Annotated in this window: 10 protein-coding genes and 1 other RNA gene; 9 read left to right on the top strand and 2 right to left on the bottom strand. The window is 49.9% G+C overall.

Annotation, left to right across the window (positions count from 1 at the left end; all coding sequences use genetic code 11):
- Together PGW97_RS12000 and PGW97_RS11995 are read left to right on the top strand one after the other, a co-directional pair.
- Positions 1-1740 (top strand): ABC transporter transmembrane domain-containing protein, encoded by a 1740-nt coding sequence (locus PGW97_RS12000; protein WP_273857403.1) that lies wholly within the window; start codon positions 1-3, stop codon positions 1738-1740.
- Positions 1740-3560: a SmdB family multidrug efflux ABC transporter permease/ATP-binding protein gene (locus tag PGW97_RS11995; RefSeq protein WP_273857402.1), complete on the top strand. Its 1821-nt coding sequence runs from the start codon at positions 1740-1742 to the stop codon at positions 3558-3560. Before PGW97_RS12000 ends, PGW97_RS11995 begins: the two co-directional genes overlap by 1 nt.
- 194 nt (positions 3561-3754) lie before the next feature.
- On the opposite strand, the gene tesB is transcribed toward PGW97_RS11995, so the two are convergent.
- Positions 3755-4621, bottom strand: coding sequence for an acyl-CoA thioesterase II (gene tesB / locus PGW97_RS11990; RefSeq protein ID WP_047887354.1), 867 nt, complete (start codon positions 4619-4621; stop codon positions 3755-3757).
- A 188-nt stretch (positions 4622-4809) separates the two neighbouring features.
- Between tesB and PGW97_RS11985 the strand changes: the two genes are divergently transcribed.
- Entirely contained in the window at positions 4810-5229 is a 420-nt protein-coding gene (locus PGW97_RS11985) for a YbaY family lipoprotein (RefSeq protein ID WP_047887353.1), read from the top strand.
- 12 nt (positions 5230-5241) lie between these two features.
- Here the strand turns inward: PGW97_RS11985 and PGW97_RS11980 are convergent, their stop codons facing one another.
- Positions 5242-5547, bottom strand: coding sequence for an MGMT family protein (locus PGW97_RS11980; protein WP_047887352.1), 306 nt, complete (start codon positions 5545-5547; stop codon positions 5242-5244).
- A gap of 88 nt (positions 5548-5635) precedes the next feature.
- On the opposite strand from PGW97_RS11980, the gene PGW97_RS11975 reads away from it, so the two are divergent.
- From PGW97_RS11975 to PGW97_RS11950, 6 genes are all read left to right on the top strand, one after another.
- Positions 5636-6370 carry a hypothetical protein gene (locus PGW97_RS11975; RefSeq protein WP_047887351.1) on the top strand — a complete coding sequence of 245 codons (735 nt, stop codon included), beginning with the start codon at positions 5636-5638 and terminating at the stop codon, positions 6368-6370.
- Between the two features lie 183 nt (positions 6371-6553).
- Positions 6554-6650: signal recognition particle sRNA small type (gene ffs / locus PGW97_RS11970), an RNA gene on the top strand.
- A gap of 700 nt (positions 6651-7350) precedes the next feature.
- The gene (locus PGW97_RS11965; RefSeq protein WP_047887840.1) at positions 7351-8463 is read left to right on the top strand and encodes a response regulator; all 1113 of its coding nucleotides are present in this window, start codon (positions 7351-7353) and stop codon (positions 8461-8463) included.
- A 34-nt stretch (positions 8464-8497) separates the two neighbouring features.
- Positions 8498-11083, top strand: a complete 2586-nt coding sequence (locus PGW97_RS11960) for a sensor histidine kinase (RefSeq protein WP_273857401.1) — start codon at positions 8498-8500, stop codon at positions 11081-11083.
- Between the two features lie 671 nt (positions 11084-11754).
- Positions 11755-12888, top strand: coding sequence for an efflux RND transporter periplasmic adaptor subunit (locus tag PGW97_RS11955; RefSeq protein ID WP_273857400.1), 1134 nt, complete (start codon positions 11755-11757; stop codon positions 12886-12888).
- Between the two features lie 5 nt (positions 12889-12893).
- A complete protein-coding gene (locus PGW97_RS11950; RefSeq protein WP_273857399.1) occupies positions 12894-15935 on the top strand; it encodes an efflux RND transporter permease subunit in 3042 nt (1013 codons plus the stop codon).
- Positions 15936-16075: the final 140 nt, after the last annotated feature.

The following is a 16075-nucleotide window of genomic DNA, read 5'->3' as shown; positions in this document are numbered from 1 at the left end:
ATGCAGGTTTTCTGGCAGCTGAGATGGTATTTCCGCCAGCAATGGCGCCGTTACGGCGGCGCTATCGGTATTCTGATCCTGGTTTCTTTGTTTGAGCTGTTACCGCCCCGGGCGATCGGTTGGATTGTCGATGACGTGGTGGCCGGAGAAATGAGCCTGACCGTCATGTTTGGCTGGCTGGGTGGTTTGGTCGCGATTTGGTTTTTTGTGTATTTTTTGCGCATCATCTGGCGGGTCTGGCTGTTTGGTGCGGCTGCAGAGCTAGGCACCGTGCTGCGCAATCGCCTGTATAAACATTTCTCTTTTCACCCTCCGGTGTTTTTTGAACGTCATAAAACCGGGGACCTGATGGCCCGTTCAACCAATGACGTCAACGCCGTCGTAATGACCGCCGGGGAAGGGGTGCTGACCGCGGCGGATTCCCTGATCACCGGCATCGCGGTGTTGTTCGTCATGACCACGATGCTGAGCTGGGAGCTAACCTTGCTGGCACTGGCACCCATGCCTCTGATGGCGATAGCGGTGTTCTTTCTCGGACGTCAGTTGCACAGCCGCTTTTCAGCGTCTCAGGCCGCTTTTTCGGATCTGACGGACAAAACGCAGGAAAGTCTGAATGGGGTGCGAATGATTCGGGCATTTGGCCTGGAGAAACGTCAGCAGGCAGACTTTGCGGCAGTGACAGATTTTGTCGGGGATAAAAACCTCGGCGTCGCACGGGTGGATGCCAAGTTTGACCCGGTGATCCAGCTGGCAATTGGGATGTCTTTCTTCCTCAGCATCGCCGGCGGTGCTTACATGGTTCACCACGACCGGTTGTCACTCGGCGATTTAACGGCCTTTACCCTGTATCAGGGACTGATGATCTGGCCGATGCTGGCAATGGCCTGGCTGTTCAATATTCTGGAGCGCGGCTCCGCCGCCTGGAACCGTCTGAAGCAGCTGTTTGATCAGCATCCGGAGATAGTCAGCGGTGAGCAGCAACTGACTAAACAACGGCAACCTCTGCAGGTGGCGATCTCGCAATTTTACTGGCCGGAGCAAAAACAACCTGCGTTGGCGGATGTGTCATTCACCTTGGAAAGCGGCAAGATGCTGGGGCTGGCAGGGCCTATTGGCAGTGGTAAATCGACGTTGCTTGCCTTGTTACTGCGTCAGCAGGAGCTGACCGATGGCACGATTCATTATGGCGACGTTGCCCTGCGCGAAGCCAATCTTGATCAGTGGCGCAGCCGGTTTGCTGTGGTTAGCCAGACTCCGTTCCTGTTCTCGCGCTCGATTGCAGATAATATCGCATTGGGTCGGCCGGAGGCTTCGATGGCACAAATTCGGGCGGCGGCGGAAGCGGCGTGTATCGACAGCGACATCATGCAGTTTCCGGAAGGGTATCAGACGCTGGTGGGGGAAAAGGGGATCACCCTGTCTGGTGGTCAGAAGCAACGGATCGCCATCGCTCGGGCGCTGTTGCTCGATGCCGAGATTTTGATCCTTGATGATGCCCTGTCTGCGGTCGATGGCAAAACCGAGCATCGAATCCTGACCAATTTACGCCAGCAGCGCGGTAAAACGGTCATTGTGATTGCCCACCGCCTGACGGCGCTGGAAGAGGCCGACATGATTCTGGTGTTACAGCAGGGCAGGATTGCCGAGCAGGGGACGCATTCCTCCTTAATCAAGGAAGAGAGCTGGTATGCCGAAATGTATCGCTACCAGAAATTAGAGCAGGCCATTGAGGAGGCGTAATGGCAGATCAGGCAATAAATACGCGTATTATCAGGCGCTTGCTAAGCTACGCTCTGGCAGACAAAAAAAAGCTGGGAGTGGCCATGGGTCTGCTGCTGGCCGCCACGATAGCTGATGTGTCAGGCCCCTGGTTAATCCAGCATTTCATTGATAACAACATCGCGAGAGATGACTTCCCGGTTAAGGAGGTCGCCCTGCTGGCTGTGACCTATGTGGTGCTGAATATCGCCACCGCCTGGTTCCGTTACCAGCAAGCCATGCGTTTTAACCAGATTGCAATTGGCGTGGTGCAGACGATCCGCAAGCAGCTGTTTGGCCGGATCCTCAACCAGCCGCTGTCGGCATTTGATTACATGCCGTCCGGTAAGCTGATCTCGCGGATCACCAATGACACGGAATCGATCAAAGATTTTTATGTCCATGTTATTGGCACGGTGATGAAGAACGTGGCGCTGGTGTCTGTCATGGTTGTGGTCATGAGTATGATTAGCTGGCGACTGACCGTGGTGGTGCTGATCCTGTTGCCGATTGTGGTTGGCATCATGGTGTTGTACCAGCGGAAAAGCGCCGCGGCGTATCGCCGGATGCGGGATCTGCTGACTGATATCAATGCCGCGATGAGCGAAACCATTCAGGGGATGAGTTTGGTTCAGTTGATGCGCCAGGAAAAAGCGTTTTATCAGCAGTTCTCTGAACTGACCGAGCAACATTTGGATGCGCAGATCGGTGTGACTAAACTCAATGGCTTTTTGCTGCGTCCACTGATCGACTTTCTCTCCGGGGTGGCATTGATTTCTCTGGTGGCCGTGTTCGGCGTCAGTGGGGTGGAGCTGATCGGGGTGGGGGTCTTGTATGCTTTCATCAGTTATCTGGGACGGGTGACTGAGCCGCTGATCGAACTGACTCAGCAGCTGTCTTTGTTGCAGCAGGCATTGGTTGCCAGTGAGCGGATCTTCGGATTCATTGATGCTCCGCAGCAGCAGTATGGGAAGGATGAGAACGCTCTTCGTAGTGGTGCATTAACTTGTCAGGATCTGACATTCAGTTACGACGGCAAGCAGAACGTGCTGGAGAATATCCAGGTGACCTTGCCTCATCGCGGCTTTCTGGCTCTGGTCGGGCATACCGGAAGCGGTAAGAGTACGCTGGCATCGCTAATGATGGGATTTTACCCGGCAACGCAGGGGCAGGTGCTGCTGGATGAACGGCCATTGGACAGTTTGTCTCACGCGGTACTGCGTGAGGGAGTTGCGATGGTGCAACAGGATCCGCATATCCTGAGTGATAGCGTTCGCGAGAATATCACACTGGGACGAACCCTGACGCTTCTTGAAGGACAAACAGCCGATGAACAACTCTGGGAAGCCCTTGAGCAGGTCGGTCTGGCGGAGCAGGTGCATCAGTACAGCGAGGGGCTGGATACCATTCTTGGCAGCGGTGGGGCCAGTTTATCGGCTGGTCAGAAACAGTTGCTGGCACTGGCTCGGGTGCTGGTGGCTAAGCCGAAAATCCTGATTCTGGATGAGGCGACCGCCAATATTGACTCCGGTACGGAGCAGCATATTCAGCAGGCTCTGGATAAGCTGCGTCAGGACATGAGTATCGTGGTGATTGCCCACCGGTTGTCGACCATCATGGAGGCTGATGAAATCCTGGTGCTGAGTCATGGCCATGTGACAGAGCGCGGCACCCACCGAGATCTGCTAATGCAGCAAGGTCATTACTGGCAGATGTATCAGTTGCAACAGGCCGGCGAGCACTTGCAGCAATTGGAAGCGGAAAGTCAGGACAGTTGTGCCGAGACCCGAATGGGCGCATAAGCGCTTTTGCCGGAATCGCAAGCATATGCGATGGGTGGAATTAACTATTGATAGCAACTGAAAAACGTAAGGCGGCTTGTGAGCCGCCTTTTCTTTTTTCTTCTTCTTTTGTTTTTGCGCCGTTTCTGTATGTTGACGCTGTCATATTGCGTGGTCTACCTGAATGACTACGCCTTGTGGGGATTATGCCAGGATCACGATTTGCCGGTGTGGCGCATCAAGCCTTCCTGTACTGCGGAAGCGACCAGTTCCCCTTTCTGGTTGAAGATCTCACCACGGACAAAGCCGCGGGCACCACTGGCCGACGGACTTTCAATCGCGTAAAGCAACCACTCATCCATGCGAAACGGACGGTGATACCACATGGAATGGTCAATGGTGGCCACTTTCATGCGCGGAGAAAATAACGTTACGCCATGCGGTTGCAAAGCGGTGACCAAAAATCCCCAGTCAGAGGCATAAGCCAGCAAGTACTGGTGAATACGTGGGTCGTCCGGCATTTCTCCGTTAGCTTTAATCCACAGATATTGTTTGGCCTCGGTTGGTTTCGGATCCAGCGGATTGATGACGTTGGCCGGACGAACTTCAATCGGGCGCTCACGGCCAAATGTATCCAGAGCCGCTTTCGGCAGCAGGTGCGCAATCTCGTGCACCAGTTCCCGTTCCGATTTCAGGGTGTCAAAAGAAGGAACCTGCGGCATCTCGGCCTGGTGACTGAATCCTTCTTCCTCGATTTGGTAAGACGCGGTGATATAGAAAATCGGGCGGCCATACTGAATCGCTTTTACGCGGCGGGTGCTGAAGCTGACGCCATCGCGCAGGGTTTCCACATCATAAATAATAGGTTTGTGCGGATCGCCCGGGCGCAGGAAGTAACTGTGGAAAGAATGTACCTGGCGATCCTCTTCGACCGTTTCTTTGGCGGCGGACAGAGCTTGCCCGAGAACTTGGCCACCATATACCTGTGGTAAGCCTAAATGCTCACTTTGGCCACGGAATAATCCCTGCTCAATCTGTTCGAGCTGTAACAGATTGAGAAGTTCATTCAGCTCTTTACTCATCGGATCTCCCAAAATCATGTTATGCTTGCGCCCGCTCATACCTGATTGGCTTCAAGTATGGGCTGAAAACGCGGTATCTCTTTTAAAGATATCAATTTTGTTAAATGATAAATGATAAATCATCTGATTTAGTATTGAATTTACGGACTTGTCACAGAACCTACCGACAAGTTTCGACAGGAGACACTATGAAAAAGGTTTTTGCGCTGATTACGGTATTGATTACCGCATTGGTCATTTCAGCGTGTACCACCCTGGTACAGAAGGACGCCGATATGGAACAAGTGACAGGGACCTTGATGTATCGTGAACGTATTGCGCTACCGGCAGATGCCCGCATTACTGTTACGCTATCTGATGTGTCAAAGATGGATGCTCCGGCCGAAGTAATTAGCCGCCAATCATTCCTGGCCGACGGCAAGCAAGTGCCTTTTGCTTTTGAACTGAACTTCGACCGTACTGAAATCGACCCTCGCTTTACTTATGCAGTAAGCGCGCGTATTGAAGTTGACGGTAAGCTGATGTTTATCACGGATACAGCCAATCACGTGATCACTGACCCGCAACAAACGAAAAAACTGGAACTGATGCTGATTCGTACGCGTTAATTCGACGCGCAATCACCGTCCGTCCCATCGGTATCTCGCAAGTCGGATTTTTCCGGCTTGCGACACCTCTATCCCTTCTTCCAGTAACTTGTTTCTTTGCCGCACTAAATCTTCCCCTTTCAGAGAAATCTCTCCTTTCGCATTAATCACGCGATGCCAGGGAAGAGCAGACCCCTCCGGCAGTGACCCCATCAGACGGCCAACATGGCGCGCATAACCGGGGTAACCCGCAAAACGTGCAATATCCCCGTAGGTTGAGACTTTTCCGTATGGAATTTGGTGAACCTGGCTATAGATTTGACTTGCGAAATCGTCCATATTTATATCTGTGCCATATAAAGGTTGATAGTTGCGCTATAATTGATTGATTTCCTTGCGACTATCAGAAACGCAAGGAGGTGCTGCCATGTTGTATGCCGCGTTGCTTGTTGTGGTCAGCATTATGTTGACCGTTGTTGGTGTTAGTGCGCTGGGGCAGAGTCAGGGAGAACTTCCGGCATTGGCGCTGGCGATTCCCGCGTTGTGGTTGTTGCCACAAGGTGGTGTGTCTGCTTGGTTGTTATTAATCGGGCTCGGCTCCTATGGTGTCGTGTTACAGGATCAGCCCCTGGCACTTTCCATCAGTTTGTTCATGATGTTACCTGTTTTTGCTGTCAGCTTCTCCCCTAAAGGCTCCTGGCAACTGGCGACACTGTTGATTTCTATCGTGCTGGCCATGGACATTGGTCTGATGGCATTGCAGGGCGAAGGAAAACTGATCGGTAGTCCGGCTCATACCATTGTTCAGATTATCGCTGTGCTCGTGATTTGGGTCGCGGTGCGTAGCTGGCGTCCCGTTAACGGGAATACTTGGTGGCCGCTGTTTTTGGTGTTTCCGCTTTGGGTGGGGGGGATGGAGTACGCCGCACTGGTCGCACTCTGTATTACCGGGCTGATTGCATCGCTTCAGGGAATGCAAAAAAGCCAGCTAAAAGATTTGGCTCCCCGTATGATCTGGATTCTGCCGGCCATCGGCTTTGCGACATTGGTGCTGACGCCTTGGCTGGATGTCCCTAACCCGGTATTGGTGTCGTGGTTACTGATTTTGGGCGGGGCATTGCTGGGCGAATACCTCTTAGAAGATCCAGAAGAAGAAGTCTGAGGCCGCAGTTTTGGCGGCCGTTTGTCAGGAACTACCCGAAACACGGGGTTTTGGGTGATAATTAAGCACTTGGCGTTGTCGGGGGATCACAGCGCTTGCATTCCAATCATGCATGGCTGATAATCACCCCGTTCTCGCGACAAGATAACGATTTTGTTCGAGATAACGAATCTATGGAGGCCCTGCTGGTCCTCCCGCAACACTAGTTTGTGAACTCGGTCAGGCCCGGAAGGGAGCAGCCGCAGCAAATGACGTGTGTGCCGGGATGTGGCTGGTGGGGCTTCCACCCATCTGAAGCTTGATAATTTTCCACAAGTCTATACTTATCACCTGCTTTTCAGCTTTATCAGTACTGATGATAGCTGCACTGTTTTTATTTCCCCTCTTAACAGTTCAAAAAATCATTTCTATTTCTCTAAGTTGAATATCTAACATTTAGCTCTTAAATGGTCTGCTATTTTATCTGTTGCTATTATAAATATCGTTATTCAATGTTTTCAGTGAATAACTTATTGATACATTAATCTATCTCTCCACTTTTGAATAATTTATATTCAGCCACTAACTCAAGATACGGAACATCGATATTTTAATGGAAATGAGAATTATCCCATTCTAGATGGGTGACAAAATGGAATTGAAAATATACGTCTATGAAAAGAAAAATGATGCGTTGTTTTTTTTATCAAGACTTAAGATAAACTTAATAAAATGTATAAACTAAGTGTTAATTTAAAAGCGAAAGTTTAAATATCAACTTATATTATTGAAATGCTTATTCCTGAGGGGTGTTTTTTATTTTGTTAGCGATGACCATTGTTATTATAGATTGAGCTACTTCACTGAATGTGAGGTGTGTTTTTACTATATTAGTAGTGACTTAATTAATGAGTAATTACACTAATACGCTCAAAGCTTATTCATTCAGGAAGGCAGGATTTATTGAGCTCTTGCTGTGTCATTGTGAAAAGGAGTAAAGGATGTACGATTTTTCGTCTTCCAAACCGACTTTATTGGTTATTGATGATATTCCTGAAAACCTCACGCTGATGTATCAGCTGTTTAAAGATGATTATAAGGTTAAAGGTGCCAACAGTGGAGCGCGTGGCATTGCCGTGGCTGAATCGGTTAATCCGGATTTGATCCTGCTTGATATTATGATGCCGGAAATGGACGGATACGAAGTCTGTCGTCGACTGAAGCACAATCCGGTAACGCGTGATGTTCCGGTCATCTTCCTGACCGCAAAAGTTGACCGAATTGATGAGCAAAAAGGGCTGGAGATGGGAGCTGTAGATTATGTGACGAAACCCATTAACCCGGAGATTGTAAAAGCGAGAGTCAAAACGCATGTCGCGCTTAAGATCGCTTCTGATTTGCTAAAGGGGAAAAATGAAGCTCTGGAGAAGGAGGTTGAGCGTCGCACCAGTGAAATTCTCCGGCAAAGAGAAGAGCTTCACGCGATCCAGGATGTGGCTTTCTATGCCATGGTTTCTCTGGCGGAAACCCGTGATAACGAAACCGGCAATCATATTCGGCGTACGCAAACGTACATTAAGCTTCTGGCTGAAAAACTGCGCGAGAACCCTAGTTATTCGGCAGTCTTAGATGACAACACCATTGGGCTGTTTTACAAATCGGCGCCGCTGCATGACATTGGAAAAATTGGGATCCCCGATAATATTTTGCTCAAAAAAGGCAAGCTGACACCTGAAGAATTCGATGTGATGAAAACCCACACGACAATTGGCTTTGAAGCGATTGAAAATGCCGAAAAGATAAGTGGTCAGCCGATGAAGTTTCTTAAATGTGCCAAAGAAATTGCGTATTCCCATCATGAATACTGGGATGGCAGTGGTTATCCGCAGGGGTTAGCAGGGAATAATATTCCGTTATCTGCCCGGTTGATGGCGGTCGCTGATGTATATGATGCATTAATCAGCAAACGGGTTTATAAACCCGCCTTTACGCACCAGGATGCCGTCCAGCTTATCTTGTCTGGGAAGGGAACACAGTTTGATCCCGATATTGTTGATGCATTCATCGAGATAGCCGATGAGCTGTATGAAGTTTCGCTGCGATATAACAATTAAGTGTGTGCATCCCTTCGGATAGCCAGGAATAAAGATGGAAAAATCCAAAATAAGCACCCAAGCCTGGGTATGGCGCTCAATGGTGAAAACCGGCATCATTCCCCTTATTCTGGTTGAGTCCGTGCTTATCGCGGTTTACTTGATGAGTAACCATTTCATCAGCACTGATAATATGGCGTATATTTACCATCAGGTTAATGAAGAGCTGAAAATATCTTCTCGCCGGGAAACGGATATTATTCGGGAAAAGCTGAAAGCGGTCGAAAACTTAACGGCACTCTACCGGAGTGAAACAGAGCGAGCATTAGCGCAGCGTTTACCGGTGGATAATTTCGAATCGTTACCCGATGAATTTCCTGAGCGATTGCGGGGGCCATTGCAAAATCTACTACCAGAGCCATCAGAGTTTTCGCAAGAGCTATTACAAGCGCTACCACAAGATCTGCTCTCTGAGTTTTCCAATCTCGCGCTGAGTCGTGACGGTGTATTGTACTCTCAGCAAGACTTGGGCGGAGCGGCTTCTTTCTATTCCGCAAAGACGGTCGACAAAGACTGGGGCAAAATTGCAAAACTGGCTCGTCTTGATCCGATGATGAAGCAACTCAAAGAAAGCAATGAGCAGATCGCCTCGGTTTATTTCAACAGCTGGGACTCCTACAACAGAATTTATCCTTGGTTTAATACGGTTGCGCAGTACCCAAGCGATATGGATATCCCCGAGTATAACTTTTATTACTTGGCTGATGAGCAGCACAATCCCGAGCGAGGGATTGTTTGGACGGATGTGTATATCGACCCGGCTGGCCACGGCTGGATGGCATCGTCAATTGCCCCTGTGTATCGCACCGCACAAAATGGAGACCAGGGATTTCTTGAAGGTGTGGTTGGTCTGGATATCACCGTCAGTTCCATTGTTGACAGTATTCAAGAGCTGGCGGTGCCCTGGGACGGCTATGCCGTACTGGCCAGTAATACTGGTATGATCATGGCTTTACCGCCGCAGGGGGAAGTGGATTTTGGGGTCAAGGAGCTCACGGATTACAACTACCAGCAGGCGATCAGCAAAGAAGTGTTCAAACCTGAGTCGTTTAACTTATACAAACGCGAAGATACGGCTGAGCTGAATCAGCATTTACAGCAACGTGAAGAAGGGATCACGCAAATCACGCTGAATGGCGCGAGTAAACTGATCTCCTGGTCGACGATTCCAGAAACGCAGTGGCGGCTACTCTTGATCGTGGATGAAAATAAAATGTATTCCAAATCAAGAAGTCTGGAAGAGAAATACCAGCATATTGGCTATGTTCTGATCGTTGGCCTGATTTCGTTTTACTCGCTTTTCCTGATCTTCATCTGGCGTTCGTCTAAAAAAATGAGTGAGTCTATCGCAGCGCCGTTGTCGCAAATTCAGAACATGGTGGACAGAGTCAGTACCGGGGACTTTAACGTTTCTCATGAGGGATTCAGGCTCAAAGAGATCAATGAGACGGCCAATGCGATTATCCATATGGGGAGTAAGCTGGATACGCTGACCGCCGCGTTGAAAGAGGCGAAGCTGGAAGCTGAAAACGCTAACATGGCAAAGAGTCAGTTTATCTCCACGGTGAGCCATGAGCTTCGAACACCGCTGAACTCGATCCTCGGTATGTCGTACATCCTGTTGCATTCCGAGCTGAATAACGAGCAAAAGAGCAGTCTAATGAAAATCGACAAATCAGGGAGACATTTGCTTTCACTAATCAGTGACATACTCGATTTGTCAAAATTTGATGCGGGTAAAGTGGAAATTGAGCATATCTCTTTTGACCTGCCGTCACTGGTGCACGATGTTCAGGATATTTTTGAATACAAGGCGAAGAAGCGGGGAGTCATAGTACACACTGAGCTAGACCGTTCCATCCCTCCATTACTGGGCGACCCGCTCAGAATTAAACAAGTGTTGCTTAACTATGTGAGTAACGCCATTAAGTTCACCAACAATGGCGATATTGTGATTCGTGTTGAGGTCGAAGTGCTCTCGGTGGAATCGGTACGGGTGCATTTTAGTGTGCAGGATACCGGGATTGGAATGTCTGACGCTGAACAGTCGAAGATCTTTGACAGTTACCAGCAAGCCGACTCATCAACCACGCGTAAGTACGGCGGTACTGGCCTCGGGCTTGCGATTTCCAAGCATATTGCTGAGTTAATGGGAGGAACCGTGGGCGTTGAAAGCCAATGTGGTTTAGGCAGTACCTTCTGGTTCACGATTGATCTTGCGATTGACCGCACTGGTTCAGCTGCGGACTGTCGTTCTCATGAATTGCCAGAAATCAACATCAAACCCGTGAAACCCGTGCAGTTGCGCTGTGACAGTACCGCGATAGCAGTGTTTGAACAAAAGATACAGTATCTAACACTGTTACTGGAAGAATATGACTTAGAGTCAGAGTATTACTACTCACAGCATCAGCAATGTTTCGATAAGCTCAATCTGGAGCTCAGCCATAAACTTTCCGATGCGGTTGCCACGTACGATTTTGAGAAGGCTTTAGTGATCATTGCGCAATTTGGCATTGTGCTGGAGGAGTACAAAGCAGCACAAGCTTTGTCTTCTGAGCATAAGGGTATGACTTCATAATCCTTGAGTCATCGAACATCACGTTCTGAATAAAAAGGTGTAAGAGAATCTCTTACACCTTTTTTGTTTGGATCGGGCGGCGACCCGAGAGGCTTTGTCTGGTCTGCCTGAAGGGAACCTTTGGTGTCATCCTGAGGTTTTTTCAACAACTCATCTAGGTATTCGTCTGGGCATTCGTCTGTTCCAACTTCTTCCTGCCCACCTTTTCCATCGGCTTGATTTTACGTGTCTTATCTTTAAGTGTCTGAATTTAAGTGTTTTTACTGTTTTTGTGTTAGGTGGTTTTAAGAGTGCGTTTAGCCCCAAGGCGTGTGATTTTTACAGAATCCACTGAACTTCTTTTCCCTTTAATTTAAAATAACGACTGTTGTGTTAATTTAATTCATTGTTATAATTCGCCCGAATTACTTGAAGAAAGCACTGTTCAATGGTGGTTATGCCGGCTAGAAACCAACAAGCAACGTTTTGAAAAAGTGGTTTTTTTGTCTTTTCGCGCGCAGCCCGTACCAGGATTGGTGCGGTTTTTTGCTGGAGCTGGAAAAGCATGGCGACCAAACGGTTGGGCCAGATTCTGATGGGGATTCCTCAGGTTCAAATGGCAATTACCGTGACAGGTCATTCGATCTTATCAATTCAGAGCATCAATTCAGGATATTGATCTGGAGAGCTGAATGTTAAAGAAGTATCCATTTTTCAAACTATTAATGCTGTTGTTCGTCTCAATGGCGACACTCACTGCATGTGATGATGAGGCAGTGAGTGTCCGTGAGGTTTTTTCGCGCCCGGTGAAATTATTTCAAGTGGGAGACGATAACGCTCAGCGGGTTTTCCGGTTTCCCGGCAGTGTTTCTGCTGCGAAGCAGTCAGATATGGCCTTTGAGGTGGCAGGTAAAATCACGGATTTTCTTGTTACAGAGGGAGAGTTAGTACCAGCCGGCACAGTGTTGGCAAAGCTTGATCCAACAACCCTGGCGGCGGAACGCGATCGGGCACTCGCGGAACGCAATGCGGCTCAAGCGGATTTTGAGCGATACGAGATCGCGTTTAACCGACAGGCCGTGACTAGGCAGCAATTGGATCTTGCGCGGCGAAATCTGGAAGTGGCAACGGCCGGGCTACGTCAAGCGAAGAAAGCGCTGGAGGATACCGTGTTACGTGCCCCGTTTACTGGCCGCATTGCGCGAAAAGTCGTGGAAGATTATGCCAATGTGCAGGCGAAGCAGACCGTGTTGATTCTGCAAACAGACGATGCCTTAGAGATGAAAGTCCACGTTTCGGAAGCGGATTGGGTGCGTAACAAGCGCGTTGAAGATATCGAAACCATCGAGATTAATTCAAACATCAGCGTTGAACTGAGTACGCTGCCCGGCGAGATGTTTCCGGCAAAAATCACGTCTTTTTCCAGCATGGCAGATCCGATAACCCGCACGTTTGAGGTAACGGTGGGGTTTGAGACACCGCAACTTGTCAGTATCAGCCCAGGTATGACCGGAAGTGTGATTTATGAAATGCCTCACGACCCAAATAAAATTAGCCTGTTGGTGCCAACCAACGCGGTTGTCCTGGCTCAGTTTAGCTTGTTGCTGGTCCCGGAAAGTGCGGTGCTTTCCACGGCAGATAAAGTTCCCTATGTCTGGCTCTATGACAAGAAGACTGGCACGGTTTTCCAGCGGATCATCACATTGGGGGATCCGGTTGGGAACAGTATTCATGTGAAAGCGGGGCTTGAACGGGGCGACATCATTGCTGTCTCCGGGGTGCGTTCGCTGGGCGAAGGTTACCCAGTACATGCTCTGAAGGGGTGACAGAAATGGATTTTGCCTCAGTCGCTATTAAAAACCGTATCGTTACGCTGGTCCTTACCGTTGTCATGTTTGTTGCCGGTTTGCACTCCTATTCAAGCATGAGTCGTCTCGAAGACCCTGAATTTACCATCAAAGATGCACTGGTTATTACCCCATACCCAGGGGCCTCAGCGCAGGAGGTTGAGCTGGAAGTCAGCGACGAGCTGGAAAAAGCGGTACAACAGCTTGGCCAACTGGAGCGGGTGACTTCGAAATCAGAGCGGGGCTTATCAACGCTTACGGTACGCATCAAAGACAATTACGACAAAACAACCCTGCCACAGGTATGGGATGAGCTGCGCAGAAAAATCAGTGATGCGCAGAGCGATTTGCCCCCGGGGGCTGGTCAGCCCATTGTGATCGACGATTTCGGTGATGTTTACAGTATTTTCATGGTCGTGACCGGTGAAGGGTACAGTTATGCCGAACTCAAAAATTATGTCGATGACTTAAAACGCGAGCTGTTGCTGGTGAAAGATGTCGGCAAAGTGGCCTCATTTGCTGAGCGTAGTGAAGCTGTTTATGTCGAGTTTAACCGCAACCGGATGTCACAGTTGGGCATACATCCTGACGCTATTTTGGAATCACTGCGTCAAAAAGGATTAGCGGTTGATGCAGGCCGTGCCGCACTGGGAGCCTCGTTTGTGGCGATTCAGCCAACCGGAGGGCTCCATTCTGTCGTTGATTTTGAGTCGCTGCTAATTAGCAGCATCAACAACCGGCAGATTTATCTTCGTGATATCGCCAGTGTCAAACGTGATTATGTCGATCCTATCGGCTCAGAAATCCGGTTTGATGGACAGACGGGGATTGGCCTGGGTATCTCGACAGTCTCTGGCGGCAATGTGGTCACCATGGGAGAGGCGGTACAGGCCAAGCTGGCTGAACTGGAAAGTCAGCGTCCGTTTGGGGTGGAAATCCGGACTATCTCGATGCAGTCAGAATCGGTCAAAGGCGCCATCTCAGGGTTCGTGAGCAGCCTGATTGAAGCGGCTGCGATTGTGGTGGGTATCCTGTTTTTATTTATGGGGCTGCGGAGCGGCCTGCTGATCGGTTTTGTGCTGGTACTGACGATTGTCAGTTCTTTCATCTTCCTGGATTCAATGGGGGTCGCGCTAGAACGGATTTCGCTTGGGGCGCTGATCATCGCGCTGGGGATGTTGGTCGACAATGCCATTGTCGTGGTTGATGGTGTGCTGGTGCGCTTACAGCGCGGTAAATCGGCAGAGCATGCGGCGATTGAGGTGGTTAAAGAGTCGGCCTGGCCGCTGTTGGGGGCGACGCTGATCGCGATTCTGGCTTTTGCGGCCATTGGTACTTCACAGGATGAAACCGGCGAGTATTGTCGTTCGCTGTTTCAGGTCGTCATGGTTTCCTTGCTTCTAAGCTGGGTGACAGCGGTGACGGTCACCCCGTTGCTGTGCGTGATGTTCCTGAAAGCGCCAGTAGAAGAGAACGCTGGCGTCGATCCTTATGGGAGCAGGTTTTACCTGCGCTATAAGCAACTCTTGCGGGCCTGTATTCGCCACCGATATCTCAGTTCGGCTTCGGTGATTGGGGCTTTTGCACTTTCACTCTGGGGCTTTACATTCGTTGAGCAGAACTTCCTGCCCAACGCGACCCGTCCGCAATTTATGGTTGACTATTGGTTGCCCCAAGGGACGCATATCGACACCACCCGGAAAGATGCGGCCAAAATTGAACAGCTGTTACTGGAACATGAGGGAGTGACACACGTTACGACCACATTGGGAGAGGGGGCGCTACGCTTTTTGCTCACTTACCAGCCAGAGCAACCCAACAGTGCTTACGCGCAGTTTTTAGTCAGTGTTGATGATGCGGATAAGATTGGCGCATTGCTGCTGGCAATTGAGGCGCAACTGGCCAAGGCGTTCCCGGATTCGCAGGCATATACCTCAACATTCCAGTTAGGGCCCGGCTCCAATGGCAAGATACAGGCTAGGATCAGTGGTCCGGAACCCGCTGAACTGCGTCACTTGGCAGAGCAGGTAGAGGCGATTTACCGTCAGGATCCTAACACTAAGTCGATCCGAACAGACTGGCGGCAACCGGTCAAAGTGGTTAGGGCAGTTCTGGCTGAGGAGCAAGCGAACATTAACGGCATTACCCGGCCGATGGTCGCGAGTGCGATTCAGGAAGGGTTTCAGGGCGTGACGGCAGGGGTATATCGCGAAGACGATTTGATTTTACCTATTATCGTTCGTGCCGATGAAGCAACCCGAAGCCGTATCGATAATCTGGCTAACCTGCAAATCTGGAGTCCGGCAGCACAGCATATGATTCCGTTGCGACAAGTGGTGAGCGCGTTTGAAACCGGGTTTGAAGACGAAATTATTCATCGTCGTGACAGAAAAAGAACGATTACCGTGTTTGCCGACCCGATAGAAGGCAACGCGACCAAACTGTTTGCCCGTCTTCGCCCACAGGTGGAAGCGTTACCTCTGCCGCCGGGCTACACCCTGACGTGGGGCGGCGAGTATGAAGATTCGGCAAAAGCGCAGGTGGGGCTGATGGAAACCATTCCGACCTTTATGCTGGGGATGATCCTCATCACCGTGATGATGTTTAATTCTTTACGCCAGCCACTGGTTATTTGGCTCTGCGTGCCACTGGCGGTGATTGGAGTGACTGTCGGTCTTTTGGCCTCAGGCCAACCTTTTGGGTTTATGGCGTTGTTGGGCTTTCTGAGTTTAGCCGGAATGCTGATTAAGAATGCGATTGTGTTGATTGAGCAGATAAACCTGGAATGTGCCGATGGGAAAAGTTTGTTACCGGCCATTGTTGATGCTGCAGTCAGCCGCTTGCGGCCTGTTTCCATGGCGGCACTGACAACGATGCTGGGGATGGTGCCATTGATTTTAGACGTATTTTTTGCCCCGATGGCGATCACCATTATTGGCGGGCTGGCATTTGCGACGCTCCTGACGATGGTTGTGCTGCCGGTTTTTTACGCGTCCATTTACCGGGTACCGTCGCACCGGTTTTAACTCTTGGCAATAACAAGTTAGTAAACGGATAATCAAGGTAAGTTAGAGACAGATCAGACATAGTTCAGAGAATAAACCGGCCGGGTTTTCTTCTACAGAAAGTCCGGCCGTTTTTTATTCCGAGGGTAGTGGCCACTCAG

The organism is Photobacterium sp. GSS17 (assembly GCF_028621875.1).
Taxonomy (GTDB): Bacteria; Pseudomonadota; Gammaproteobacteria; order Enterobacterales; family Vibrionaceae; genus Photobacterium; species Photobacterium ganghwense.
Note: the sequence above shows the minus strand (reverse complement) of the source record. Positions and strands in the feature narration are given on the sequence as shown.